This is a genomic window from Streptomyces sp. NPDC048637, assembly GCF_040650675.1.
In the GTDB taxonomy this organism is placed as follows: domain Bacteria; phylum Actinomycetota; class Actinomycetes; order Streptomycetales; family Streptomycetaceae; genus Streptomyces.
Genome location: NZ_JBEZHQ010000008.1, coordinates 166478 through 191592 on the forward strand (window position 1 = coordinate 166478; position 25115 = coordinate 191592).

A 25115-nucleotide genomic window follows, 5' to 3' on the forward strand; every position below is an offset into this window, starting at 1 on the left:
AGAAGACCCCTTCAAGGCAGCGGCGTTAGCGGGCGCGGACCGGCTGCCGGGTGGCGGAAGCCGGGCGGTATACGGCGGCGACGGCCGGTTGCTGCGGCAGTGCGGCACCTGCGCGTGCCGGGGAGACGGCGGTGGCGGCCTGAGCGCGGCGCTGCATCATCGACAGCCTCGGGTCACGACGCTCGTTGCCGGGCATCTCGTAGAAGACGTCGAACGCGCGGCCGGTGTGTTCCAGCCGGGAATCGACGTACCGCAGATCGCCCTCGCCGTGGAGCAGCAGGCCCTCGTGGGTACGTACGTCGGTGCCGACCGCCCACAGATTTCCCTGGGGATCGCGTGCCTGGTCGTGCACCACGATTCGGGCGGCCCGGATGTCGGCATCGAGAGCGCGGGCGGAAGCGAACGACGCCTCCCCGACCCTGGCACCCATCACGGTGGAACGATTCTCCAGCTGGCCGAGGAGGCTGCGGTTAGTGGTGGGCTGGGTGTGGGGATTGAGGTCGTATGCGGCGTCGGACATGACGGTGTACTGCGCGGCCCGCAGGGACTGGACCGCCTGTTGTCCACGGCGAGTTGCGTCGCGGTTCGGCTCGGTGAGGGCGTACAGGTTGCTGCCTGGCAGCCGCTCAAAGCCGATCCGCCGCAGCATGTGGTCGGCGACGTGGTTTTCGTGCGAAGCAGCTGCCACGACGCCGTACTGGTCGTGGGGGCTGACGGTTATGTGCGGACGTGTTTCCGCCACGAGAAGTGCACCTCACAGAGGTTGGGGCCGTGCGGACGAGGAGGATGCGGCCCAAAGACGGGTTTGGTGATGCCGGAAAAATGCGCTAGCGCGAGCGAGGCCGACGGTCGTGCCCATGCAGATCGACCGGCCGCGCGGCGGACTCCTCCGTCGCCACGGCTCTCTCCCGGGCGGCGAGCGGCGATCGGGCGCGTGCGGCCTCGGCCTGAACCGACGGACTCAGCCCCCTCGGGGTGCTCCGCAGCGGCTGCTCGGCCGGTGCCATCTCGTTCGAGCGAAATAACCGCCAAGCGCGGGTCCTTGCCCCAGCCCTTGAGACGCTGGAAGACACCCTTGCGGTAGATGAAGCGGCCGGTGTCGTCGACCGCGTATCACCAGAGCACGAGGCGGAGCTGCTCCCGCCTGAAGCGCCATGGCCCGCCGTCCTCTGCCTTTGGATACCTCCGCACACCAACCGGCGATCTGCCAGCCGAGGGTGTGCTTAGGCAGGAGCCACGAACCGTCCTCAGCCTTCTGCCAGGTTGGGCCGAGCAACGTCGGTTCCAGGGAGTCGATTTGCTCGACGGGGCGAGCGAGAGCTGGAGGCACCGGCCACCCCCAGTCGCGATACAGTCAGAGCGTGAGTGTCATGTACTTGGAGAGCAGTCCAACGGCCGACGACGAGGTCAACTGGCGTGCCTTCGAGGAGCTGGTGGCCAAGCATGTGGCCGACCTCGACCCCAAGGCGCGAGTCACTCACGACGCGCGCTTGAAGGGGCGTCTCAGCGGAATCGATCGACAGGTCGATGTGCTTGCGCGCGGGTCTCTGGCGGGATCAATGATCACCATTGCCTTTGAGTGCAAGCGCTATAAGCGGTCTGTTGGGATCGCCACTGTCGAGGAGTTCATCGGCAAGCTGCACGATCTCGCCGTGGACAGGGGCGTCCTGTGCGTCTTCGGCGACGTCACCGAGCCAGCGTTCTGGCGTCTCGCTCACGCGAACCATCCGCAGATCGACCTCTACGTATGGCGCAGGCCAAAGCCGACTGGATGGGAAATCGACATCAACGACATGGGCGAGGAAGTCCTCACGCCCGTCTACTACTGAGTCAGGCCCAAGCCCTTCTTGTGGTCGGCGATGGCGAGCACGGCCGCGGATTGGGTCTCCGGCTCTGGTTCGTGCAGCTCGATGCGCACACGGCGTCGCTCGCCCTCGGCGACGAGGGACCGCTCGAACGCGCTGTAGATGGTCTGGAGCATCTGGCCGCTCCGCTTGCCGGCCTTCTTGTAGTACGAGAGTTCCTCGCACAGCGAGTACGCCGGCGCCCAGTCGGGCTGTTGGTAGAAGTCGGCCTGACCACTCTGTTTCAGTGAGTCCCAAAGGCGCTTCGCGATCGGGTGCCAGTCGCGGTCCGCGTTCGGGCGGAGGGAGCCGAAGTACGGCTTCGGCTCCCTCCGCGGCGTAAGCACGGCGAAGACCGCTGCTATACCTGAAGTCCCGCGGGTTGGGCCGTGTAGCACAGCCCGAAGTCAGGCCAAGGTGGAGGTCGGCTCGGGTTCACTCCATCGAGCGCAAAGGATGACGTTCCGTCGGGAATCCTGACGGGTTGCTGGGAATCTCGATGCACGTTCGGGTCTCCTGATCTGGAGGTGTGGATGAGTCTGGCCGTGGTGCGGTCGCTCGGCGCTCCGCGTCAGCTGCAAACGCCGCAAGAGTTCGAGGACTTCGAGCAGGAGATCGTCGACCAATACCTGCTCGCCTGCCTGGGCGCGGGTGTCGAGGACACGACCTTGAACTCGGACTGCTCTGTGGTCTTCGAGTTCATCCGCTTCCTAGGGCGGCCTGTGTGGGCGGCCGGGCCGGAGGACGCCAAGGCCACCCACGCCGAAATCCTCGCCCAGCTGACCCGCATCGGTGAACTTCTCGGCCAGATTCGGGACTTGCAGGCTGAGTGGACCGAGGATGCCATCCAGCGGATCAGCACCGAGAACTCCACGCTCAAGCAATGGGTCCGTCAGCTCACCGCCGACAACCGCACTCTGGACGAGCGGCTCAAGGCCGCACGGTCGAACCTCCGTTTCCAGGACCGGCGCGTCGCCGATTTGGAAGCCCAGATCGCGGGCACGTGACAACTCAGGACTATGCCGCCCCATCCGGTCCGGTGGACAGCGGGATCCGTGGTCACCGGACCGTGCAACATGCCAGGCTTCGGCGTAGGGCGGATTCACCAGACCTACAGCGGGGATAGCCGGGCCCTTAGGCTGAAAGTGTCATCGCCTTGAGGGTGAGGTCGTGGTGCGACGCGCAAGGCATAAACATACGGGCAAGGTGATCTCCATGGACAAGGGGATCGCTATGGTCATCTCTGCAGGGCTTGGCGTCGCTGGCGCGTTGCTGGGTGCCGTCGGAGGCAGCGGAGTCACCGCGAGGACCATCAGGCGCCAGGTCAAAGACCAGGCTGATGTTGAACATCGGCATTGGCTACGGCAACAACGGCGAGACGTCTACACGGAATTCCTGTCAGCCTGCGACACCGTTCTGGATACCCTCCGATCCATCGCGGCCTTGAGCGAGTCCCCAAGACAACAGGCCGATGCGGGGCCGCTTTGGGACGCTTATAGCCAAGCCTATAGTGGCTCGCTCCAGGCTGAGTACGCCGTACCGATCGTGGGCCCAAACGCAATGGAGAGATTGGCCAGCCGCCTTCAGGGCTTCTTCCCTGAGATGTCTAAGACCCTGCGTGATTCCGAACGGCCAGACAGCACCTCGCGCAGCTTCGACAGTTGCCTTGTCGAGTACTGGGACAGATACAACACTTTCATCGCGTGGGCCGGGCTCACCCTGAACACGCCAGCGGATTCATCCACTGACGACGAACTTGCCGAGGTGGAAGAGCTGTATGAGACGTGGGATTCAGACTCCAGCGAACTAGCCGAGCTAGAGGTGGGATGGCGATTCGACTGACCAAACCGCTCAATCCAGAGAAAGAAGTGCCGGGAAGTGTTCCCGTGCTCCAACGCCGCATAAGGCGGTTACGTTACGAAGGCAGTCGGAATCCTGCTTCGAACGACCAAGCAGTCAGTACCCACTTCAGTGCTGTCCACCGCGTCTACTGTCGAGATCAGGCCCCTTGCAATCGTTCCCTGGTCGGTGGACTAGTCAGTACAATCCGCGCCCCCGAGACAAATTTCCTATGTCGCACTTGGTACACAATGGAAGCCACGTTCCATGGCCAGAGGTTCGCGAGGTCGGGCGGAGCTCGATAAATCTCGCTCAGCTTGGTGAAGTACCTCTGAAGCTTAAAAGCGCTTTGGCGCATGTCATCCGGCCCGGAAATGTTCACGAATGTCGAGACCCGAACCACCTTTCTGTATGCCTCGTCATAAGCGTCCCAAAGCAGCCCCACATCGACCTCTGAATCTGGATGCTCTCGCAGGGTAGCGATGGACCGGAGGGTATCCAGAACGGTGTCGCAGGCCGCCAGAAATTCCACGTAGGCATCTTGGCGTTGTTGCCGTAGCCAATGCCGCTGCTCAACATCAGCCTGGTCTTTGACCTGGCGCCTGATGGTCTTCGCGGTGACTCCTCCTCCGCCGCCGGCACCCAGCAACGCGCCAGCGATGCCAAGCCCCGCAGAGATGAGCAAAGCGGTTCCTACATCCATGGAGATCATCCTGCCGGTGGAGTGAATGCATTGCCAGTAACGACTCCTAACAAAAGGAAGTTTCTGGAACTCCGGGAATGGCGGTGTGTCAGTTCTCGTTGATGCTGGCCGAAGGGGGTGGGAGCTAGCCGAGACGAGGAAGACCGCTGCCAGACTGTGGGAGATCGACGACGAGTTGTGGGCGCGGATCGAGCCGCTGCTGCCGGTCGTCCCGCGTAATCCGCGGCGTCCAGGTCGTAAGCGTCTGGATAGTCGCAAGGTGCTGTGCGGGATCCTGTTCGTGCTGTACACCGGGATCCGCTGGGAGTTTCTGCCCCAGGAGCTGGGCTTCGGCTCGGGGATGACCTGCTGGCGACGGCTGCGGAACTGGAACGAGGCCGGGGTCTGGCAGCACCTGCACGAGCTGCTGCTGTCCGAGCTGCGGGCCGCAGACCTGCTGGACTTCTCCCGCGCAGCGGTCGACTCCAGCCACATCCGCGCGATGAAGGGCGGGCCGGCCACCGGTCCGTCCCCGGTGGACCGGGGCAAGGCCGGCAGCAAGCACCACCTGATCGTCGAGGCGCACGGCATCCCGCTCGCGGCAATCACAACCGGCAGCAACCGCAACGACGTCACCCAACTGATCCCGCTGATCCAGGCGTCCCGCCGATCCGCGACAAGCGCGGCCAGCCACTGCGCCGCCCCAAGCACTTGTACGCCGACCGCGGCTATGACCACGAGGTCTACCGAGACCAGGTCCGCCGGTTCCAGATCACCCCGCACATCGCCCGGCGCGGCACCGGGCACGGCTCCGGTCTGGGCGTGTACCGCTGGGTCGTGGAAGGAGCGATCGCGCTGCTGCACTGGTTCCGCCGCCTGCGTATCCGCTGGGAGATCCGCGACGACATCCACCACGCGTTCGTCACCGTCGGCTGCGCTGTCATCTGCTGGCGACGACTGCGCACCGTACTTTGTCGAGAGTAAGGGCGGGCGATCAGCCCAGGGGATGGCCTGCTCGATGCGTCAGAGCGCATTCGTAGCAGTCGGGCCCGCGCAGCCTCACATCCGGGATCTCAGCACGTCGACCTCACAGCCCGGCGCGAACGGGTCGAAGCCGTGCTCGATCAGCCAGCGAACTGCCAGCAGGCTTCGCAACGACCACCACGCGTGGATCACGTCGAGGTCGATGTCGGTGCCATAGCCGGCGAGGACGTCGTCGAGGTGCTCCTCGTGTCCGAGCGTGAAGGTGGCGAGGTCGTACAGGGCATCACCCTGGCCCGCCTCGGACCAGTCGATGATGCCCGTGACCTCGTCGCCGTCGACGAAGACGTGCGCGATCTGCAGGTCGCCGTGCGTGAACGCCGGAGTCCACGGCCGGAGTGCGGCCTCGGCGACTTGGCGGTTGCGGGTGACCAGGTCAGCGGGCAGGAGGCCGTTCGGCACGAGCAACTCGCACTCGTCGTCGAGTTCCGCCGCCAGCGCGACGATGCTCCGGCCGGCCCGGCCGGGCAGGGGCGGCAGCGGCGCGTCGTGTAGCTTCCGGATGGCGGCGCCCGCCGCGGCCCACGCCGCCGACGACCCTGTCGACGGCCCGCCGAGGCGCCCAAGCGTCGTCCCCGGGAGGGCGGCGATCGCGAGCACGGGCGGCTTGCGCCACAGGACCTCCGGGGTCGGGACCGGCGCGAGGGACATTGCCTCGACCTCGACGTCGATGCGCGCCTGATCGGCGTCCACCTTCAGGAACACGTCGCCGACGCGCAGGGTCGCGCGCTCGGAATGGGCGACAACGACTTTGACCTCATCCATGGGCGGCCAGTATCCCGGGGATGATCGCCGATGTCGCCGGGTTTATTGCGTGCGATTACGCGGCTGACTGCGTCCCGATCCCCGGCGGCCTCGTGCGCGACACCGACCTCTGACTAGGTCAAGTCCACCACTTTTGTTAGGAGTTCTAAGCAGCACGAGCTATCCCCAGGTGAACAACACGTCGGTAGATCGGCTCCAAAGCCCGTGGGGGCTGTGCACTACCGCCGCTATTAGAGATCGCATCGAGTCAGCACCAAGAGCAGAGCAGCAGGGCAACAGCAGGAGGATCCGCCAAACCGTGACCGACACTGAGACCACACGTATGAGCGACAGCATCGCCCCCAACTCGCCGTCACGGACATGTAGTCTATGAGTCGTCGCAGTTCAGAGCCGGTATCCGAGCTCCTGCGGTCGGTAATCTCGACGAAGTGACAGCCACCGGCGACCTGCGCCGCCTCTGTGACCTTTTCGGACTCGGCATAGCCGGGGCCGAACGCTACCGGGCAGACCTTGACCTGCCCGGACTGGCCTCGGACGAATGACCGGTCCGGCCCTTCGGTGAACCGTACGGCCGGCCCACCGCGGCCTTCGTGTGCTTCTCCACCCCCGCCGTGATGCAGCCCTCGGCGAGACTACTCGCCATGACCGACGCCGCCCAGCACGCCGACCAGCCCACCCGCCACGAGGACGAGACGTGGCTGATGCCCGGCGTACGCGGCATCGGCTCTGCCAGCTTCCTCGCCGACGTCGGACACGGGATCCCCACGGTCTTGGTGTCGTCCACCGGTATTTAGGGTTGTCAAGCTCCGGACCAGCTCCCATGCGTAGAAGCTTTCAAGGCAAGTCAGGCACTGGTCCGATGACCGAGGAACCTTCAGAGGTCGGGCGCGTGCTGCTGGTAGTCCCAGGCAGCTCTTTGGGCGGACATGCTGGCGCTGCGCGAGACATCCGCATGTGATCAAGACAATCTAACGAGTCATGGGGATTCAAGGTCAGCCTCACAAGACGGCAACGGTTGTCTTTGATCTCTTGTAGTTGGGTACCTGGCGAACTAGTGTCCGGCTGACGTCCCACCAATGGCAGATTCGGAACTGTCCCCTTAATCCCGACCTGGTGGAGGTTCACCATTGGCCGTTAAGCGCATTCTTAGAAACGCTAAAGAGCTATTCGGGATCGGCTGCAGCCACGCCTGGACGCCATGGGAAGCAATAGGCTCGTTCTTTCAGGTGCAGCCACGAGAGCCCGAGTCTGAATTCGTGATTCGAGTTCGCCGCGAATGCGCTCTTTGCCGCGAACATCAAGTGGGCCTCGCCGTGAATATCCCGCGAAAATAGCCGCATGTCGGATGGGGTGCATGTTCATTCGGTCTTTCCATGCCCCTTGAAGAGATACTTCACCCGCTCCATCATTGGGGTCGGCGGTAGTTGAGCGGCGTGTAGCGGAACGGCGGGAGGTTGTGGCAGAGCAGGTCCACGCGGCCTAAGTATAATTAGGGGATCATCCTCGTCCTGTATTTTGCTGCTTATGCTCCTATCGAAGAGCAATGCGATCGCGCGAACATCTCCCCAGTCGCCCCATCGGATGGGGTCCCTCTTCCCCCGCGCACGCTTCTCGCGATCGTTGAATCTATACTCGTGAACAACCGAGACTGCGCCCCCGTCAGGAAATTCCGGCCATCGCATATGCCACGAAACGCTACTCCCGGGATCTATAACTTCGGGCTTATCTGGGGACGACCACACGCAGCGCAAATACGGCGCGTTCGGATCCGGCTTGTAGCTCAGGCGGAACACTGAAGCTGGCCTGCCTCCTGGAAACCTCCGCTTTTTGCGCCTCGCTAGTCCGATTGATATTACCTCGAAGGATGTGCGCCCCCAGTTTCCAACGACGATCCGTACGTTGCCGTGCTGATCGGCATCGGCCCGGACCTTGGCGCGCGGCCCAGAGCGTCTATAGATCGTGAACGTCGTAACGACTGCGGCAATGGCGATGGCCGCCCCAATCGTCGTGGCAGTCGCCGCAGCTATCTGCAACCATTCCGGCACTTTGGAAGGCGACTGTTGAGGCAAGCTAGTGCCTAGCAATGCGGACAGTAGCATATCTCGGACCATCCAAGGTCGGATTCATCCCAGGAGCCGTATTCACATGGGTGCCCATTTTGGGAGCTGACACAGTTCCCCGAACTATCGATCAAGCAGTGAGTAGCGCTGTATCGAAAGGCGCCTCTCCCAATGCCCGCATACCCCTCGCTACGGTTCCATATTTCGACGCTAATAACCTGCAACGTCACGACACCGTCGATTTCCTCCCCTGGTGCGTATAGCATGACTCTAGGATCGGCTGAAGCGTCGTTCGGGAAGATTGTTACCTGCCTTTTGTCGCTGTCCAGGTATCGAACCTCGGTCCATGGGTGTATCAGCCCCGCTGGGCGCTCCACCAACATGAACTTGGCCGGAGGTAGCTTTCTTCCGGTGACCGGCCACATGCGTGCTAGGTCTAGCCACTTCTCATCTACTCGTTCAAAACCAGCCGGGGGTTCTCCTTGATTTGTTGCGATATCGCAGTTCAGTCGCTCCAGAATCTCTATCAATGTAAGACTCTGTTCGCGGACTATCGAAAGACTGTCTGGGAGATCCAGGAATTCGAACTCGGTGATGATGTTCATGATTCCCTCCAGGCGCCGCCTCTTCCTATGATCCTGTGACCTCGCCTTGTCGCAACTGGGTGAAGAGACGAGAGGGTCCCCCAGCTCGATGCGTGGCGAAGTCCGGCTCTTCAGACACAGATCGTGACGGCAGTTGCGGACCGATGTGGACCTCAACGCGGGCTCCGCTCCAGCAGCGCTGGCCCCCCTGCGCTCGATGGCCCAGAGAACCTAGACCACACCGGATCCGGTCCGATGTTCTCTACGCGAATCATCCGCCGCAGGCTGGAGCGGGTAGCAGCCAGATCTTCCTGTGCTTGCGCCAGCAGCCTTCGAGATCTTCCTTCTCTCGCCGCAGACTGTCCCGCTCCGCGGTCAGCTCCTCGTACTGGAGCCAGCTCATCCACACCCTCGCCGCTCGGTCTGCGGCGCCAGCCTGATCCAATTGCTGGCCGAGCTGCTGTTGAAGCGCCGCTCTGAGCCGGTCTCGCTCGGCCCGCAGAGCGGCGATCTGCTGTTTGGAGAGCTCCAGATCGGTCTGCAGACTCGCCGCACTCGGCGACAGACCAGTCTGGGCATCCCGCCTGGGCTGGCCCGACTGCTTCTTGCGGGCAGCCTCGATATGCTCGCGTACTCCCTCCCCATAGACCAGCCAGTTCGACACCCCGGCCGCCTTCGCGACCGCTGCTCGCCGACCGAGCACGTCGCAGTAACCCCACAGCTTCCCGAACCCGCGACTTCAACTCCGGCTCCCCCTAGCATCACCCCATGGGTTCCCGCCTGAAGTCCCTTCAGATTTCCCGAACTCTCGGGAAATGGCGTGCATGCGGGCGTCTGTGTCGAACAGTTCGCGTTCGCGCGGGTGGAGGAGGTGTTGCGTGATGAACGACCGGCCCGCGACCTTCCACAGGCCCCGGCCCTTGGTGAGGGCGGACACGGCCTGGGTCTCCACGCCGGTCAGTCCCAGCAGGGCTGCGGCGGAGATCAGTTGGTCGGCTTCCTGGCGGTAGATGATCCGGGTCGAGCAGTCGGTGAGCAGGCCCTCGGCCAGCGCCCGGCCCCGGGAGCCGGCGTCGCCCGCGGTCAGCAGATCGCTGAGGCGATGGATCACCAGCAAGTTGGCGATGCCAAGGCCACGCGAGAGCTTCCACTGGCTCTGCATGCGTTCCAGAAGCGCGACGTGCCGCATGACGCGCCATGCCTCGTCGTAGATCACCCAGCGCCGTCCTCCGGTGGGGTCGGCCAGCGCGGACTCCATCCACGCGGAGGCGCAGGTCATCGCCAGGACGAGCGCGGTGTCGTCGCCGGCCCCGCCCAGGCGCGAGAGATCGATGGACAGCATCGGCGCACTCGGGTTGAAGGCGACAGTGCTGGGGGCGTCGAACATCCCGGCCAGGTCACCGTGCACCAACCTCCGCAGCGCGTGGGCCAAGTCCTCCGCGGCGTGTCCGAGGCGGCCGGTCAGCTCGCCGAGCGCACCTTCGAGCCGCTCGGGAGAGCCGAGAACATGCGCGACGTCGCCCAGTAGCGGGGTGGTGCGGTTTGTCTCGGCGTGGGCGACGGCCTGGTCGAGGGCGACGTCGAGAGCGGTGTGCTCCATCGGGTGCAGATCCCGCCGCAGAACGGTCTTCGCGAGTGAGCCGAGGAGGAGAAGGCGGCGCTTGCGAACCTCGTTGACCCAATCCTCTCCACTGACGCCGTGTGGCCTGGCGGGTGCGTCCAGGGGGTTGAGCCGTCCGGGCAGGCCGGGGCCGAGGGCGATGGTCTGGCCGCCCAGCTCCTGCGCGACGACGGTCCACTCGCCCTTGGGATCGCAGGGGACGTAGATCCGGTAGCCGAAGGCGACGGCCCGCAGGGCGAGGGACTTGGCCAGGGCGGACTTGCCCATGCCGATGATCCCGGCGAGCAGGATGTTCGGATTCGTGAACCCGTCGAGACGCCCGTACAGCGCGAACGGGTCGTACGTGAACGCCGCCTCCGCATGGACGTCACGGCCGATGTAAATGCCCTGAGCGCCCAGGCCGCCCTCGGCGAGGAAGGGATACGCGCCGCTGGCGGTGGCGGTCGTCATCCGGTGGGCGGGGAGCTTGAGACGGCCACCGCGGGCGGAGAACGGGCCAGGGCGTCCGGTGGCCGGGTAGGTGGCTCGCAGCTCGGGGTCGACGCCAGGTTCGGTACGGCGGGCTTCGGGGCGTGCGGCGTGCCGGGCCTGGTCACAGGCGGCGGCGAACTGGTCGCGGGCCGCGCGGGCAGTGCGGCGGTCGGTCTTGCGGGGGACGAACAGCGGGCTCGCGCTGGCACGAGTGCGGTTGCGGGTGGGCATGACGGTGCTCCTGACAGTCAGTGGCGGATCAGGCCGGTGAACGGGTCGCGCAGATCGGCCGGGGTGTGGTCATGGCGGACCTGGGCAGAGGTGGCCAAGTGGCGCTGGCACACGGTGAGTTCGGGTGCACCCTCGGCGAGCCGGGCCCGACTCGCCTCCCGGCTAGGGAGGCGGCCGGAGCCCGTGTGCGGGGCTGTGTGGTAGGCGGCGTGGAGGTGCTCGGCGGCCTGCCACAGCCGGATCCGACACGCCCGCAGGTGATCGCCCTCGGCCTCGGCCACCGGGCCGGTCCGGGCGGTGTGGGCGTCGAGCAGCCCGTACAGAGCGATGACGTGCGCGTGCAGGGAGTCGATCTCGGTGCGGTTTGCGGCTACGGGCCCGGCGGGGAGGTTGATCGCCCGGTGGAAGTCGAGGGCTGCGGTGGCGAACGGGATGAAGTCCGCAGCCGGTTCGGGCAGGGGATCGGTCGGCATGAGAGGGGCCCTTCGGTAGAGCGCGGTGGGTGGAGCTGGGTGCGCTACGGGCGGGCCAGCGGGAGGGCGGCGTTGGTGAAGGCTTCGGCCTGCTGCCAGGTGAGGAGCCGCAGATCGAGGAGGGCGGAAACGGCGGCGGTTTCGATGGCGGCGCAGGCGGCATTGAGCTGTTCGTCGGTGTCGGCGCTGACGGTGAGCAGGCCGGTGAGGGCGACGTCGGCGTGGCCGGCGATCAGCTGGCGCTCGCGCTGTTTGATGTCGGCGTACTCGACCGAGTCCTCTTCGGAGTCGACCTGGCCCTTGCGCTGCCGCTCGGCCGCATCCGCGATCACGGTGGCCTTCTTGCGCTGCACGTCCTTGAGCGCTGCATCCAGACCCTTGGGCGCATAGGTCAGCGAGAGGGTGCGGCGGACACCGGAGGTGAACAGCAGCTGGTGCAGGAAACCGGGCGAGGTCTCGATGCGGGGCCAGTTCTCGATCCAGAACGTGGCGTGGTGGGCCGAGTCGGTCTGGATCCGGTCGGCCTTCTCGACCAGGACAACCGGGCCTGCGGCAGCCGGGTCGGCCTGTGGGCGGCCGGAGTCGGACCACTGGTCCAGGGCCGCGGACGCCTTGGGGTCGTACGCGGTGCGGATGACGGCTGCGATCTCGTCGGCGGCCAGCCAGCCGGTGGGTGTGAGACCGGAGTTACGGGCCGCCTGGTCGAACGTTGAGGTGAGCTGGCTCAGGACGGCAAAGGCACCGGTGAGCCCGCCTCCGGCCTGGTTGATCAGGCGCCGGGCGGCCTTGAGATTGAGGGCGAGCGCGACGTACGCCTCGTGCGGTGCGGCGGCAGGACCGGCGGCGGCCAGCAGGTCGCTGTAGATGGGCCCGGCCAGGTGCGTCTGGGCGTTGCCGTGCTGGTGCCAGTAGCGGTTGAGCGCGTCGCCGGAGTCGGGCACGGTCCGCTCCAGGACCTGGACGCGGGCGATGTGTCCGGTGCGGGAGAGGGCGGCGAGGGTGCGGCCCCAGCCTGCGACGTTGCTGGTCTGGGTGGCCGGGTCGAGCAGGGCGAAGGCGCGGGAGGAGACCTTCACCACGGCGGTGAGCGTGCCGTTGTGCGGGTCATGCACCGCACCGAACTGACCGTCAGGGGAGGTGACCACCCGCAGGGAGGCGGCAGTGCCGGGCAGGTGGAGCAGGCCCTCGCGCCGCGGTCGGCGAGAAGGGCGGACGAGCCAGATGAGCTGGCCACGGAACCGCCGCAGCGCGTATCGCAGGGCGATGGGCGCCCAGTCGGCGAGGGAACGTCCGCGGTGGCGGATGAAGACCGCCGCCAGGATGACGGCCCACAGCGGGATGAGCTTGAGCGCCCCGGTGACGCCGGCGCGCATCAGCACCGCGAGCAGGAGCAGGCCCGTCACGGTGACGACGACAAGCTGGGCGACCGAGAGGCCGAGCAGCACGCCGCGGCGCGAGCGGTGGGGGAACTTCACGGTGGCCGGGCCGTCGGATGTGGACAAGTCGGAGTGCATGGCGAAGCCGTCCTTGGAGCGTGGAGAGAGTAAAAGGGGGAGACGGGGGCGGGCGGGCCGAGAGCGGCGTCCTGTGCCCGCCCCCGTCAGGAGCGGGCTACGAGCCCGATCCACCCGGCGGCTTGGGGTAGATCCACCGCTGCGGTGTGGTGCCGCCCTGCGGTGGTGGTCCGCTCGCCGGAGGCGGCCCGCTGCGCGGTGGCGCCGGCGGGTCCATGCGCGTACTCGACGCGGCCGAGGCGCCCTGGGACGTCGGCCCGGAGGAGACCGGCGCCGATCCAGCCGCCGAACCCGATGAGGCTCCCTGGCCGGGACGCTGAATCAAGGGCTGACCGCGGTCGCCGTCCGTGGGAGGGCGCTGGATCAGCGCCTGGCCCTTGTCGCCTGTGGCGTTCGGGTCCTCACCGAAGCGGAAGCGCGTCTGCTTCGGCTTGCTGCCGCCCGAGCCGCCGGTCGGATCGATGCCGGAGGCGACACCGCCGGTGCCCTGGCCCGGCACCTTCGACGGCCCCTGCGGCGCAGGCGTGCCCGTACTGGCCTGCATCGCGAGCTGGCCCGCGGTCTTGGCCGCGCCCGCGGCTACCGCCATTCCAGCCACGCCGGTGCGGTGCAGGTCGTCGTGGCCTGAGCCGTCGGCCGCCCAGTGAATGAACTTGTAGGTGGCGTAGGGGCAGAGCATCACCAGGACCATCACCACGATGCCCGCGATCGCGTCCGACAGGGCACTGAGGCCGTCGTGCGCATCGGTCTTGCCCATGGCCGAGACGCCCAGCAAGAACACGATCGTCATCAACAGCTTTGAGACGACCAGGGTGCTCGTTGCCTCGATCCAGCCGCGCCGCCAGCGCTTGGCCACCTCCCAGCCGCCGCCGGCACCAGCGAAGACCGCCAACGTGACCAGGACCAGGATGCCGACCTTGCGGGCAACCATCACCGCCCAGTAGAGGAACGCTCCGACTGCGCAGCCAAGCGCGATGATCGAGGGGACGCCCCAGCCCAGGCCATACATCGCCCCCAGCTCATTGACCTTGATCATGCGGCGCACCGCATCATCGACGGAACTGTTGGCCGCCTTGAACAGACCGGCACTCAGCGCATCGACAACGGTGATCGCAACGGTGGTGCACGCGATGGCGGCAAAGGCGAAGAAGACGCCCACCATGGTCCCGAACGCGGCCTGGACGAGGGCGCGTTCGTCCCTGCGCCAGGCGGCGCGGGTCAGCTGCAGGCAGAACGTGCCAACGGTCAGGATCAAACCGATCGGCAACAGCAGTTCGTAGTTGTTGCGGAACCACTCGGCGTTCAGATCGATGGCGGTGGTCTTGTCGACCGCCTTGGACGCGAGGTCGGCAGCGGACTGGGCCACCTCGCCCATCGACTTGGCGATCCATGCACCGATGCCATCGGTGACCGCCTCGCCGGTGGAACTGACGACGCCGCCGACGGCGTCGCAGACCGAGTTCATCAGAGGAAGGTCGCAGGCTCCCATCAGGGCACCTCCTTATCCGGGTTGGGAGCGGTCATGGTGAGACGTTTGGCATGACACCGGTCAGCGCGCAGTCCTGGTGCGGCCGGCACTGGACGGCGAGGGTCATCGAGCGGGCCTCGGCTCCGGTTCCGGAGCCCTTCCAGGCGATGGTCTGCTTGCCGGTGACCGTGACGGCGTAGACGTACGCCTCGGTGATCGCACCGGGATCCTGGGCCAGGGCGGTCTTGAACGCCTGGGGGAAGTGGCCCTCGCCGACCGTGGCGCTCGCGTGCTGATGGTTGTCGCGCATTCGCGCCCACAGCACCGGGCTGGGCACCTGGTCGGAGACGGACTTCCAGTCGGCGTACTTCTTATCGCCGGTCATCCACCGCTTCAGCCCGGCCAGGTGCTCGGCCTGGGAGAAGGAGCGAGTGTCGTACGTCCACAGGACCTGTGTGGCCGCCTTGGCGAACGTGATCGGATCGCTCGTCCTGGGCGGCGCCGCGACTGCTTCCCCCTTGTGGGGAGTTGCGGTCGGGGAAGGCGATTCCGGGGCGGACTTCGGAGCTGGGGAGGGCTTGGTCGCGGCCGGGCTTTCGGGGCGTGTCAGATACGCGACGAGGCCGGCGACGGCTACCAGCACGGCGAGGACGATGCCGCCGATCAGGGAGCGCCGCAGCACCGACGAGGGCGCCTCGTACGTGCGCTCCTGGGCGGTGCGGGAACGTTTCTTCGGCATCAGTGGACCTGCGTCCCCATTGCGGAGAAGAACGCGACGATGCCGTTGGCCGCGCCCAGCAGTAGTGCGCATCCGGCGGCGACGGCGGTGCCCTTCTTGCCGTTGGCCTCCGCCTGGTGGCCGCCGCTGTGGTGGCCCCAGGCCCAGACGACCGCGGAGATGACCAGGGCTCCGACCGCGGCGATGATGCCGAACAGGTTGATGCTGCCCATCACGTTCTTCAGGACATCGAGGCCGGGAAGCCCGCCCTGCTTCGGCGTGACGCCGGGGTTGTATGCCAGGTATTGGGCGTGCTCAATGAGCTTCATTTCAAACTCCAGTGCGATTTTGGGCGCGCAGAGGCCCATGGGCGCGAAGACCCGGAGGGATGGGGAAGGGGAGGGGGAGAGGAGGCCGGTCAGACGACTCGGCGGGCGGCGAGGACGTCCGGCCGCCAGGAAGCGAGGGTCGAGATCTTGACCACGTCGCCGGTCTTGGGGGCCTGCAGGATCAGTCCTTGGCCGATGAACATCCCGACGTGTTCCGGCACAGCGGCCGTACCGCGGGTGAAGAGCAGATCGCCCGGCTTGAGGGCATCGACGCTGGCCGCCTTGCCCTCCTTGACCTGGGAGTACGTGGTCCGGGAGATCGCGACACCGCCAGCCTTGTACGACGCCTGCATCAAGGACGAGCAGTCACAGCGGCCCATTGCGTCCTGGCCACGCGGGTCAGTGCAGTGGCCACCCCACTGGTACGGAGTGCCGAGCTGCCCCAGACCCCAACGGATCGCCGTACGGACCGACTTGGGCGCATCAGCCGGGATCTTGTAGCCCTTGGGGACGGACCCGGCAGGGATCGGGCCGAACCCGCTCCCATCGCCTCCCGTACCGCACCCACCAGCGGGAGCCTCCGGATTAGCACCCTCATCGGAACTGCCCTTGACGGGCAGATTCTTGGCGAGGGCCTTCTGCAGGGTCGTGGCCAGCGGTTCCCACTTTGCGTAGGCATCGGGGAACCCGCTCGCCTGGACCGCCTGCGCGGCCTGGGCGACGGACATCGACTGCCAGCCCGAGACCTTCAGCAGCCCCTCGTAGAACTTCGTCGAGGCGTGCACCGGATCCCGGACCTGAGCTGCGGTGCCCCATCCCTGGCTGGGGCGCTGCTGGAACAGACCGAGAGAATCCCGGTCGCCGTAGTCCAAGTTCCGCAGCCCCGACTCCTGCAACGCAGTCGCCAGCGCGACGATCTGCCCGCGCGCCGGCACCTTCATCGCGACGCCGGTGGCCAGGATCGTCTTGGCGTTCGGTATCTGCTCCTTCGGATTGTCCAGCCCCGGAACGGACGCCGAACCCTTGCCGCCGCCCTTGAGGATCGACTCCACCTGCCTGGCCACGGCCTTGGCGTCTACCGCACCGGCACCACCGGCTTCGCCGCAGGCGGCCTGGGCGTTGCTGGCCCCGGCCAGGGCGACGGCGATGGGCGCGATCAGCAGCACCGGGGCGAGGGCGACGCCCCCGGCTATCGCAGCGACCTTCTTCACAGCCGGCCACCGGACGCTTGGCGTATCCAAAGAGCCGGCTCGGGCGAGGGGCGTGCCTGGGCATGCTGCATCAGCAGCTCCTTACTCGTAGGCAGCGCGGTGCCGGCGTTCTCGTCGAAAAGGCCACCGGCACCACGCCGGTTAAACATCCGTAATCCCCGAAGGGAGGGCCGCGCTTACGGAGCTGCTAACTCCTAAGCGCCGGCCCCTTCATCGCAATGCGGCAGCAAGCCGCGCTCGTAATCTCAGGTGCCACACGGTGGATTCCTCTCCTCCTCACATCGAGAGTCGCTCCAGCGGGTGCCGAGCGGGCCGTCAATTCAACGGGACAACACGCATCAGCACAGCTCACCAGGACCGGAACCAGGGCCCGTCCTGCGAACATGCCGAGACTGTAGAGACGGAATCCGGCCGCACCAAACGAGCTGCGATCATGGAATGAACGGCCACTGTTGCGTCATTGGGTGAGGCCGGAAAAGGCGGATAACCTCCAGCGCATTGCACGCCCCAGGCGGCTCGGTCCGCAGTTGCCCCGAGCTGCCCTGACCCGAATATCCCGCTCCGTGGATACGTGCGTGTGGCTGCCTTCCGGAAAGAGAGATTCGCGTAATGCCGTACACCCTGCACCGAGGCGATGCGCTCACCGTCCTCAAGTCCCTCCCGGACGAGAGCGTCGACAGTGTCATCACCGACCCGCCGTACAACTCCGGCGGGCGCACCAGCTCCGACCGCACCGCCCGCACCGCACGGGCGAAGTACACCAGCGGCGACGCCCGGCACGACCTGGCCAACTTCCCCGGCGAAAACCGCGACCAGCGCTCCTACCGCAGCTGGCTGACCGAGCTGCTCACCGAGGCATACCGCGCCAGCCGCGAGCACGCCGTCGTCATGGTCTTCACCGACTGGAGGCAGGAGCCGACGACCTCGGATGCCCTGCAGATGGCGGGCTGGACGTGGTCTGGGACCATCCCGTGGATCAAGCCGGCCTCGCGCCCTCGAAAGGGTGGGCCGAAGCAGGACTCCGAGTTCATCCTCTGGGGCGTCAAGGGAAGTCTCGACAACACCCGGGACCTCTACCTGCCCGGCCACTACATCGCCTCCCAGCCCCGCAAGGGCCGCGTCCACATCACCCAAAAGCCCGTCGAAGTCATGCAGCAACTCGTCCAGGTCTGCCCGCCCGGCGGCACTGTCCTCGACCCCTTCACCGGCTCCGGCTCCACCGGCGTCGCAGCGTTGAAGGAGGGCCGCAACTTCGTGGGCGTCGAACTCTCCGACCACTACGCGGGCATCGCCGAACAGCGCCTCCGCAGCGTCCTGACCCAGGACGACTTCGCACTCGTCGGGCCCGAGGAGTGAGAACGACACGCCCGGTAGACCGGGCCAGAACGCAGAAAAGGGCGGTTGCGTCATCGAAAACCCGATGACGCAATCGCCCTTGACGCTCCAGGTCAGCCCGCTTCGGCGCTCTGCCGGATGAGGTCACTGGCCCGTGCGAGATCCTCGCGTGATCTGATCCGCACCTCGACGCCGTCCTTGATTCCGAGGCAGCCCAGGCCGCGGACGTCCCGGGAGAAGCCCTCCTCCAGCTCCACGGCATCCGGGTCCAGCTTCAGGTTGACCACCAGCATCCGGTTCCGTGGCTGCACGCGCACCGTGGCGACGTTCTTGATCCGCCGGTACGCCATGTAGTGGAGCTGAGTCTCCTTCTGCACGTCGTGGGACAGCAGCATCGCGTCGAGATCCGCGAACAGGTCCTGGAGCGCCTGTGGCGACTCGTCGAGGTACTGCTGGACCGACTTCGGCGATGCCGAACTGAAGGTGCGAGTGGTGGCGGACGCCTTCCCGCGAGCCGGAGCGGTAGCGCTGGCAACAGACGCCACAAGCTGCAGGGTCAGCACGTCACCGAAGGTCTGGTAGCTCACCAGGTCGATACGACGACCGATCACCTCAAGGGCCACCGCATCGTGCGGAGTGAAGTCCCCGGCGATGCAGATGAGTCGGGGACTGCACCAGTCGATCGCCTCGGCTGCTTCGGTGCCGAGCTTCTCCTTGACCAGGCACTCGAACTCGTGATGATGGTCGTGGAGCCAGGACAGGTATGAGAGAGCCTGGGTGATCACCGATTTATCGTGGGCGCGCTTGTACTCCACGATGGCCGGTGTCCCATTCTCGTCCAAGCCGAGAGAGTCGATCCGGCCCCGGTGCCGACCCGTGGCGTACTCGCTCGCCAGGAAACGGATACCGAGCATCGTCTCCATGTTGGCCTCGATCAGTGTCTGCAGATGACGCTCCAGAGCCACCGACGAGCCCGGTATCTCCGTCGCGTGCCCCTCACAGATGCGAAACGCCTTCAGATTGCTCATGCGCCTTCCGTGCCCTCCGCTCGATCCCACGAACGAATAATCGAGACTTGGAGGCGTTTATTCCGGAGAGGCGTCGGACATCGCATCACCGGCAGCCTGTCTGGCTAGCCGGTGTGAACTCACCGTCGACCTGGATGCTATCTCCGGACGTTACCCTTGTCCCTGGCCTCGTTGAGGAAGTCCTGCACGATCCGAGTCCGGGGGTGATCGTCACCCATTACCCGTACGTAGTCGGTGTAGAGGCACTCAATCAGCTCGATAGCGCAACTGACATCCCCTGCGACATGGCAGGCCATGGCAAGGCTGCCCCGTGCTACGAGGGTGCTGGGGTGGTCTTCTCCTAGAACGCGTATGTGGTCGGCGAGAGTGCGCTCGTGCAGCTCGATTGCCCGCTTCAGGTCTCCTGCCTCTCCGTATGCAATGGCGAGATTGCCACGGGAGAGCAGGATGTCCGGGTGATCCTCGCCCAAGACGCTTACCTGGTCGGCGAGAGTGCGTTCGTACAGCTCGATAGCACGCTTGAGGTCCCCCGCTTCGGCGTATGCGCTAGCGAGGTTGAATCGTGCTCTCATGGTGTGGAAGTGCTCTTCTCCCAAAACCCTGATGCGGTCGGAGAGAACGAGCTCAAGGAGTTCAATGGCCCGCTTTGGGTCCCCCACGTCAAACGAGGCGACGGCGAGGTTGTTGAGGGAGACGAGAGTGTCGGGGTGGTCCTCGCCCAAGACCCTTTGCTGGTCGGCTAGGGCGCTTTCATTGAGCTCGATGGCACGTCTGAGGTCCCCTGCGGCACGGTAGGCGCCAGCGAGATTCATTCGCGCTTTCAAAGTGTTGGGGTGATCCTTGCCCAACGCACGGGCACGGTCGGTACACGCGTGCTTAAGCAGCTCGATGGCTCGCTTTAGATCCCCAGCCTCCTGGTACACGAGGGCGAGGTTGCCCCGGCAGAGTAGAACATGAGGGTGGTCCTCGCCCAAGACCCGTACCTGGTCGACAAGGGCGCGCTCGTACAACTCGATGGCACGTCTGAGGTCCCCCGCTGCATGGCAGGTGCCAGCGAGATTCACTCGTGCCCTCAGCGTGCGAGGATCTTCGTCGCCCAGGACCCGTATGAGGCTGGCGAGGACGGGCTCAAACAGTCCGATGGCGCGTGACAGGTTCCCTGTCTCCACGAAGGAGACGGCAAGGTCGCCCTGCGCAACCAGGGTTTCGGGGTGGTCTGCGCCCATAATCCGTACACAATCGACCCAAGCGCGGTGGAAGTAGGCGATGGCTCGTTGCATCGCGCCTTGGCCTAGAAGGAACCCAGCCGTGTGACTGAGGATGCGGATGGTGTCGATGGTGTCGTGGTCAGACGGACTGTGATCGGCGAGGGCATCGGCATGAGGGAGCAGCGCACGCCAGGTGGGCCAGAGCGCGGGGTCCTCGTAGTCGTCGGGAAGTGCGCTGGCGAGGTAAGCGGAAGCATGATTGCGGGCGTCTGCGATGCTATTGGGTTGACGGTGGGGATCGTCGGAGTCGGGCGTTCGGGCGACAGCCTGGACGAGGCGATGCATCGTGATGGCGCCGGTGTCGGGGGAGAGGGTGAGCATGCTGTGGGCAGCAAGCCGCCCGAGGGCACGCAATACCCGCGGGGGTTCGGCGAGGCTGTGCACGAGCGCGCGGGGGATCGATTCGGGGGCGTACCAGGCCAGGGTGCGCAGAATCTGGCCGGTGAGCGGGTCATCGGTGAGCCGGTCCAGGGTCAGATGCCAGATCCGGGCGATGGTGCGCTGGGTGTCTCCGCCTTCGGCCGTGGCTGCATACAGGTTGGCTGGATAGGCGGCCAGCAGGTCCAGGTAGGCCCGTGGGGAGGTAGCGGTCTCGGCGCAGAAGGCGGCTGCCTGCTCCACTGCGAGCGGAAGGCAGCCGAGTTCTGTGCAGACCTGGTCCGTAGCGTCGGCCTCACGGGGCTGGTGGTGGGTGAGAATGCGGGTGAACAGCTCGCCAGCGTCCGCGTGGTCGAGCACGTCTAGGGTCAGCGGGGTAGCGACGCCGTGCCAGCCAGTGGCACGGCGGCTGGTAATCAGGAATTGGCCGGTGGGGGCCTGGGCGAGCAGCGGGGCGACATCGGTCGGATCGGCCACGTTGTCCAGCACCAGCAACCACCCCTGGTGGACAGCGAGCCATTGCAGCGCCCGTTCCCGGAGCGCGTGATGCGGAAGGGCGTCAGCAAGAGCAGGCTGCAAGGCAACGGCCAGGGCAGCAAGGCCGGCGTTGAGGTTAGCGGGGGTGTCGGCAGTTATCCACCACACTGGATGGAATTCTCCGCCCCGAGAGGCGGCCCAGTGCGCGACTAAGGTGGATTTTCCGACCCCGCCCAGCCCGTGGACGGCCACGGTCCCGCCGACGCCGGCGTCGGCCAACGCCCGGTCTATCAGTGCGAGTTCCCGATCTCGGCCAACGAACAGCCCCTGCCTCACAGGCAGGTTCATCAGTCCGGGAGGGCACACCACGGAACCAACCGGACCAAATGCCTCCGGGGGCAGCATCGTCGCATGCTCGAAGTGCACCCCGACAGCACCGTTCCCGGTGACCGCTTGTCGGACATCCCGGCCAGCGGCGACCGCTCGTTCTCCGGACGCGGTCACCGGGACGCCTTGGGAGGATGGCGCCTGCCGCTGACGCCGAAGCCATCTCACGAGGTAGCCGATCCGATGCCCGAGTCTCCGGTCGCGACATGCCCGATATCCCCGCCCGCTGCGACCGACCGTTCACCCGACGCCTGCACAGTCCCACCCGACGCGAGCGCGCCCTGCGGTGCGGACGACGGCGCGGGCGCCGTCCCGCCTGGAACCGCCTGTGTCTGGTCGCCGGTAATCGCGGTGCCGACACTTCCGGCAGCAGCGACGGATCGCGCCCCAGAAGCGACCACTTCCGTCCCGGTGGTCGGTCGTCGAGGCGAGTCCCGGACCAGGGCATACACCGAAACCGCCACCCCGAGCAGACCGATGACCGCTCCCCCGATCCCCGCAACTTGCCCCGCCGTATCCAGGTCCCCCAGCACTGCGACAGCGATCAGGGCCACGGTGAACGCCGTGCCCGCGACTGCCCCGCACCACGCCAGCACTCTCGTTCTCCCCGTCATCCCGCCATCCTCACCACAGTCGACTGTCCTGTCACCACCAAGACGTCGTGGCTGAGCCTATGCCGTCTGCGCCGAACTCGGTTTGCATGTAAAGGAGTTATCGTCATCATGGTGGTACCAGGCTTTGGAATTTACTCTATGGCTTCCAAGTTCGGTGATCTTCGCAACTTGCTGCCGTCTGTAACGGCGTACACCATGCTGATGGTGGGGGAGCTTTGGGACATGACGCTCGTGCGGAAGACGGGGCATGGGCAGCTGAGCCGATCGTCGGCGTGCCCGCATGGGGGGACAATGACCGTGTCGGCGCCTCCGGTCCCACACCGCACCGATGTACTCATCAGCCTCCCTGATCTTCCAGAGCCCTGGTGCGTGCGCGATGCGTGAGTGGACGGGCCAGTCCAGGCGTCACCTGCAGTACCAGGATTCGTGTCGCGCAGTGCTGACTAGGTAGAACAGCACCACACGGCACTGCCTGGAACCGCACGGCACGGATTCGATCCCACTTGATGTGTGGGGGCGGGAGCCCGTTGCAGTGTCCTGTTGCCTGTGCCGGTACGGCATCGCTCAGAGTCGTACAGGGAGAGCAAGTGTCATAGCCGGTTGGTACCTTCCGCACATGCCCAAGAAGCGCAAGCAACCGAGGAAGGCATCAAGGTCCAACCGGGCCGCCGCAAGCGCGGATAGCAGGCCGGCTGAGATCACGTTCGGAGGGCCGGTATGGCCGTCGAAGGGGTGGGCGTTCAGGCGCTTGATCGAGGTTGCCCGGGAGGGCGGTCGGCCGTACCCCGCTCTCATACCTCAAGCTCCTGGTGGCTATTCACCCGATTTCGTTCCTCCGCTCGATGCTCCCCGTGCCCCCATGCAGGCCGGTTGGTACGTACGCACTGACCAAGCGGTCCCCATCTATATCTGGGTCTATCCGGTCGAGTTCGTCGCCCAGGACCCGGACGAGATGGACCTGCGTCGGCGCGGATACGCCCTGTACAGGGCGCATTCAGCCTGTACCCACGGGCGCGGAGATATGGCCCACGCGACCCCGGACGAGATCGCATCCTGGACTCCCATCGTCGCGCCAGACCCCGACGTCGTCAGTGCGGACCGGTATGGAGAGGCCCCTTCGGTCTACCGCACCAAGGTGGCTGGACCGCTGCCGCACTCCATGCCAAACACCATTGCTGTCCTCGACGTCGACTACGCCAGAGTCAGTGGAAAGTCACTTCCCGAGAAATGGGACATCGACGTAGTCGGGGTCTTGGTTGTCGAACCCGTGGCAGAGGATATGGCGCCCGGGCACGGTCAGTGGCAGCAGACCGCATTCCACACGCTCCGTGACGACACCCTGAGTGAACTGCCAGCCATCCTCAGCACGGCCGATCTGGTGCTCGGGCACAATCTCTTCGACGGCGACTACCGGTGCCTTCGCACCTACACGGATCGCCTCGACCTTGAGCCCCTGATCGTCAAGTCGGTCGACACTCTGTACGCGGCACGGCAAGTGCTCTCGGGAGGGTTCCGTAAGCCGGCAGGGCTCGATCTCACCTCCCTGGCACGGGCACACGGCCTACGCGACCGGGCAAAGCAGCAGTCCCGAACTCAGGCGCACCGTGGAATCAAGAGCATTGCGGACGCTGAGGAACGGTGGTCCTTTCAGTCCATCGCGGATGACTGCGAACTCACCCTTGAACTGTGGCTCGCGATCGTCGAGAGTCGCTGCCTGCAAGTGACCCCGCCACAAGCCGACGCGCCTGTTGTGCATCCCCTTGACCACCAGGCGCTCTCATGGTTCCTGAAGCCGCCCCTGTCGTACGACGAGTACGCGAGGCGTCTTGCGAGCCATGGAACGGTCTACAGGCTGGAGGGGCTGGCCAGGGAAGAGAGCGTCGCTCGGATCCACCGCGCCGTCGACGACCAGCTACGGACCGGTTCCGCTCTGAGCAGCCATGGTGGAAGGGCCTCTACCCAGCGATGCATGGCACCCATCCCCGAAGGCGGTCAATGCACGTCCCTGGTCCACGATGGTCGTCCCTACTGCCGAGAACATCGACACAAGCGGTTGTGCCGGGGTAATCCGGCACTTCACGAGACATGCGAGGTGCTAGTTCAGGGCGAGGATGCGCACTGTCGGTGGCATCGCATGACGGCTCTATACGTGGCGCAGGGGGCACGGATACATGAGGACTTCATCCTGGAACTACCTTTGCCCGGCTGGGATGAGGTGAGCGAGTGGGGCTTCGACACGGGCACCATGTCGTTCTTCGCACGCCTGTACCGTAACGGCACCGACTACTGGGAACCGCCTACGATCTGGCTCACTGGGGTGTCGCCAGACCTCTACACCACCGTTGACCTTTGCAACGCTATCGCCCGAGCCACATCACGGCCTCCACGTGAAGTTGCCGCAGCGCTCGCGGCCGATCGGGCGACTGACGATTAGGGGCTGCTCGGATGATGTCGAATTCCCGGGCTGCATGGAGGCGATCTCGGCAGTGCAGTCATATTCGCGCCGACATGCGGGAGATCTTGCCGGTCAGATAACCCGGTGTGCGTGAGCGATGCGTGAGCGGACGGGCGGCACCCCCAGACGTGACCGTCAGGATCGAGAGACTGCCAAGCCTTGACCAGGCAAATCAGGATCTCGTGTGATCACCCGGCAGCACCCATCACGATCTTGCACCCCCTTGCAGGCCCGCGTAATGCGCAGGTCTCGGGTTCGAATCCCGTCGCCCGCACCGCCGATGCAGGCTCGACAGCCCTGGTCGGGCCGCTCCGAACCAGGT

At 65.8% G+C, this 25115-nt stretch carries 22 protein-coding genes; 7 read left to right on the forward strand and 15 right to left on the reverse strand.

The window, feature by feature from the left end:
* Positions 1 to 25: 25 nt before the first annotated feature.
* Positions 26 to 742, reverse strand: a complete 717-nt coding sequence (locus AB0C46_RS13975; RefSeq protein ID WP_362828048.1) for a hypothetical protein — start codon at positions 740 to 742, stop codon at positions 26 to 28.
* A 628-nt stretch (positions 743 to 1370) separates the two neighbouring features.
* Between AB0C46_RS13975 and AB0C46_RS13980 the strand changes: the two genes are divergently transcribed.
* On the forward strand, positions 1371 to 1829 hold the full coding sequence (locus tag AB0C46_RS13980; RefSeq protein ID WP_362828138.1) for a restriction endonuclease: 459 nt from the start codon (positions 1371 to 1373) through the stop codon (positions 1827 to 1829).
* Here AB0C46_RS13980 and AB0C46_RS13985 read toward each other — a convergent pair.
* Complete coding sequence (locus tag AB0C46_RS13985; protein ID WP_362828049.1) at positions 1823 to 2191, reverse strand: hypothetical protein; 369 nt, start codon at positions 2189 to 2191, stop codon at positions 1823 to 1825. The two genes, AB0C46_RS13980 and AB0C46_RS13985, sit on opposite strands and share 7 nt — an antisense overlap.
* Before the next feature lie 186 nt (positions 2192 to 2377).
* Between AB0C46_RS13985 and AB0C46_RS13990 the strand changes: the two genes are divergently transcribed.
* Both AB0C46_RS13990 and AB0C46_RS13995 read left to right on the forward strand, forming a co-directional pair.
* A complete protein-coding gene (locus AB0C46_RS13990) occupies positions 2378 to 2851 on the forward strand; it encodes a hypothetical protein (RefSeq protein ID WP_362828050.1) in 474 nt (157 codons plus the stop codon).
* A gap of 208 nt (positions 2852 to 3059) precedes the next feature.
* A complete protein-coding gene (locus AB0C46_RS13995; RefSeq protein ID WP_362828051.1) occupies positions 3060 to 3686 on the forward strand; it encodes a hypothetical protein in 627 nt (208 codons plus the stop codon).
* Between the two features lie 157 nt (positions 3687 to 3843).
* Here the strand turns inward: AB0C46_RS13995 and AB0C46_RS14000 are convergent, their stop codons facing one another.
* A complete protein-coding gene (locus tag AB0C46_RS14000; protein ID WP_362828052.1) occupies positions 3844 to 4386 on the reverse strand; it encodes a hypothetical protein in 543 nt (180 codons plus the stop codon).
* Between the two features lie 154 nt (positions 4387 to 4540).
* Between AB0C46_RS14000 and AB0C46_RS14005 the strand changes: the two genes are divergently transcribed.
* A protein-coding gene (locus AB0C46_RS14005) for an IS5 family transposase (protein ID WP_362828139.1) occupies positions 4541 to 5349 on the forward strand; the annotation gives its coding sequence in 2 pieces (ribosomal slippage) (positions 4541 to 5021 and positions 5021 to 5349; 810 coding nt in all).
* Between the two features lie 75 nt (positions 5350 to 5424).
* Here the strand turns inward: AB0C46_RS14005 and AB0C46_RS14010 are convergent.
* The gene (locus AB0C46_RS14010; RefSeq protein ID WP_362828053.1) at positions 5425 to 6171 is read right to left on the reverse strand and encodes a phosphotransferase; all 747 of its coding nucleotides are present in this window, start codon (positions 6169 to 6171) and stop codon (positions 5425 to 5427) included.
* 641 nt (positions 6172 to 6812) lie between these two features.
* Between AB0C46_RS14010 and AB0C46_RS14015 the strand changes: the two genes are divergently transcribed.
* Entirely contained in the window at positions 6813 to 6965 is a 153-nt protein-coding gene (locus AB0C46_RS14015) for a hypothetical protein (RefSeq protein ID WP_362828054.1), read from the forward strand.
* A gap of 1283 nt (positions 6966 to 8248) precedes the next feature.
* On the opposite strand, the gene AB0C46_RS14020 is transcribed toward AB0C46_RS14015, so the two are convergent.
* The 9 genes from AB0C46_RS14020 to AB0C46_RS14060 form a co-directional block, all read right to left on the reverse strand.
* Positions 8249 to 8836, reverse strand: coding sequence for a hypothetical protein (locus AB0C46_RS14020; protein ID WP_362828055.1), 588 nt, complete (start codon positions 8834 to 8836; stop codon positions 8249 to 8251).
* A 250-nt stretch (positions 8837 to 9086) separates the two neighbouring features.
* On the reverse strand, positions 9087 to 9479 hold the full coding sequence (locus tag AB0C46_RS14025) for a hypothetical protein (protein WP_362828056.1): 393 nt from the start codon (positions 9477 to 9479) through the stop codon (positions 9087 to 9089).
* 75 nt (positions 9480 to 9554) lie between these two features.
* The gene (locus tag AB0C46_RS14030) at positions 9555 to 11138 is read right to left on the reverse strand and encodes an ATP-binding protein (RefSeq protein ID WP_362828057.1); all 1584 of its coding nucleotides are present in this window, start codon (positions 11136 to 11138) and stop codon (positions 9555 to 9557) included.
* Positions 11139 to 11155: 17 nt separating this feature from the next.
* Complete coding sequence (locus tag AB0C46_RS14035) at positions 11156 to 11611, reverse strand: DUF6238 family protein (protein ID WP_362828058.1); 456 nt, start codon at positions 11609 to 11611, stop codon at positions 11156 to 11158.
* 44 nt (positions 11612 to 11655) lie between these two features.
* Positions 11656 to 13125 (reverse strand): SCO6880 family protein, encoded by a 1470-nt coding sequence (locus AB0C46_RS14040; RefSeq protein ID WP_362828059.1) that lies wholly within the window; start codon positions 13123 to 13125, stop codon positions 11656 to 11658.
* A 97-nt stretch (positions 13126 to 13222) separates the two neighbouring features.
* Positions 13223 to 14614 (reverse strand): ATP-binding protein, encoded by a 1392-nt coding sequence (locus AB0C46_RS14045; RefSeq protein WP_362828060.1) that lies wholly within the window; start codon positions 14612 to 14614, stop codon positions 13223 to 13225.
* 31 nt (positions 14615 to 14645) lie between these two features.
* Positions 14646 to 15332 (reverse strand): hypothetical protein, encoded by a 687-nt coding sequence (locus tag AB0C46_RS14050; protein ID WP_362828061.1) that lies wholly within the window; start codon positions 15330 to 15332, stop codon positions 14646 to 14648.
* On the reverse strand, positions 15332 to 15640 hold the full coding sequence (locus tag AB0C46_RS14055; protein WP_362828062.1) for a DUF6112 family protein: 309 nt from the start codon (positions 15638 to 15640) through the stop codon (positions 15332 to 15334). The genes AB0C46_RS14050 and AB0C46_RS14055 overlap by 1 nt, the downstream gene beginning before the upstream one ends.
* 89 nt (positions 15641 to 15729) lie before the next feature.
* A complete protein-coding gene (locus AB0C46_RS14060; protein WP_362828063.1) occupies positions 15730 to 16851 on the reverse strand; it encodes a C40 family peptidase in 1122 nt (373 codons plus the stop codon).
* A 609-nt stretch (positions 16852 to 17460) separates the two neighbouring features.
* Between AB0C46_RS14060 and AB0C46_RS14065 the strand changes: the two genes are divergently transcribed.
* On the forward strand, positions 17461 to 18207 hold the full coding sequence (locus AB0C46_RS14065) for a site-specific DNA-methyltransferase (protein WP_362828064.1): 747 nt from the start codon (positions 17461 to 17463) through the stop codon (positions 18205 to 18207).
* A 92-nt stretch (positions 18208 to 18299) separates the two neighbouring features.
* Here the strand turns inward: AB0C46_RS14065 and AB0C46_RS14070 are convergent, their stop codons facing one another.
* Both AB0C46_RS14070 and AB0C46_RS14075 read right to left on the reverse strand, forming a co-directional pair.
* Positions 18300 to 19214, reverse strand: a complete 915-nt coding sequence (locus tag AB0C46_RS14070; protein ID WP_362828065.1) for a transporter — start codon at positions 19212 to 19214, stop codon at positions 18300 to 18302.
* Positions 19215 to 19351: 137 nt separating this feature from the next.
* Entirely contained in the window at positions 19352 to 21841 is a 2490-nt protein-coding gene (locus tag AB0C46_RS14075) for a tetratricopeptide repeat protein (protein WP_362828066.1), read from the reverse strand.
* Between the two features lie 1113 nt (positions 21842 to 22954).
* On the opposite strand from AB0C46_RS14075, the gene AB0C46_RS14080 reads away from it, so the two are divergent.
* Positions 22955 to 24772 carry a hypothetical protein gene (locus AB0C46_RS14080; RefSeq protein ID WP_362828067.1) on the forward strand — a complete coding sequence of 606 codons (1818 nt, stop codon included), beginning with the start codon at positions 22955 to 22957 and terminating at the stop codon, positions 24770 to 24772.
* Positions 24773 to 25115 lie beyond the last annotated feature (343 nt).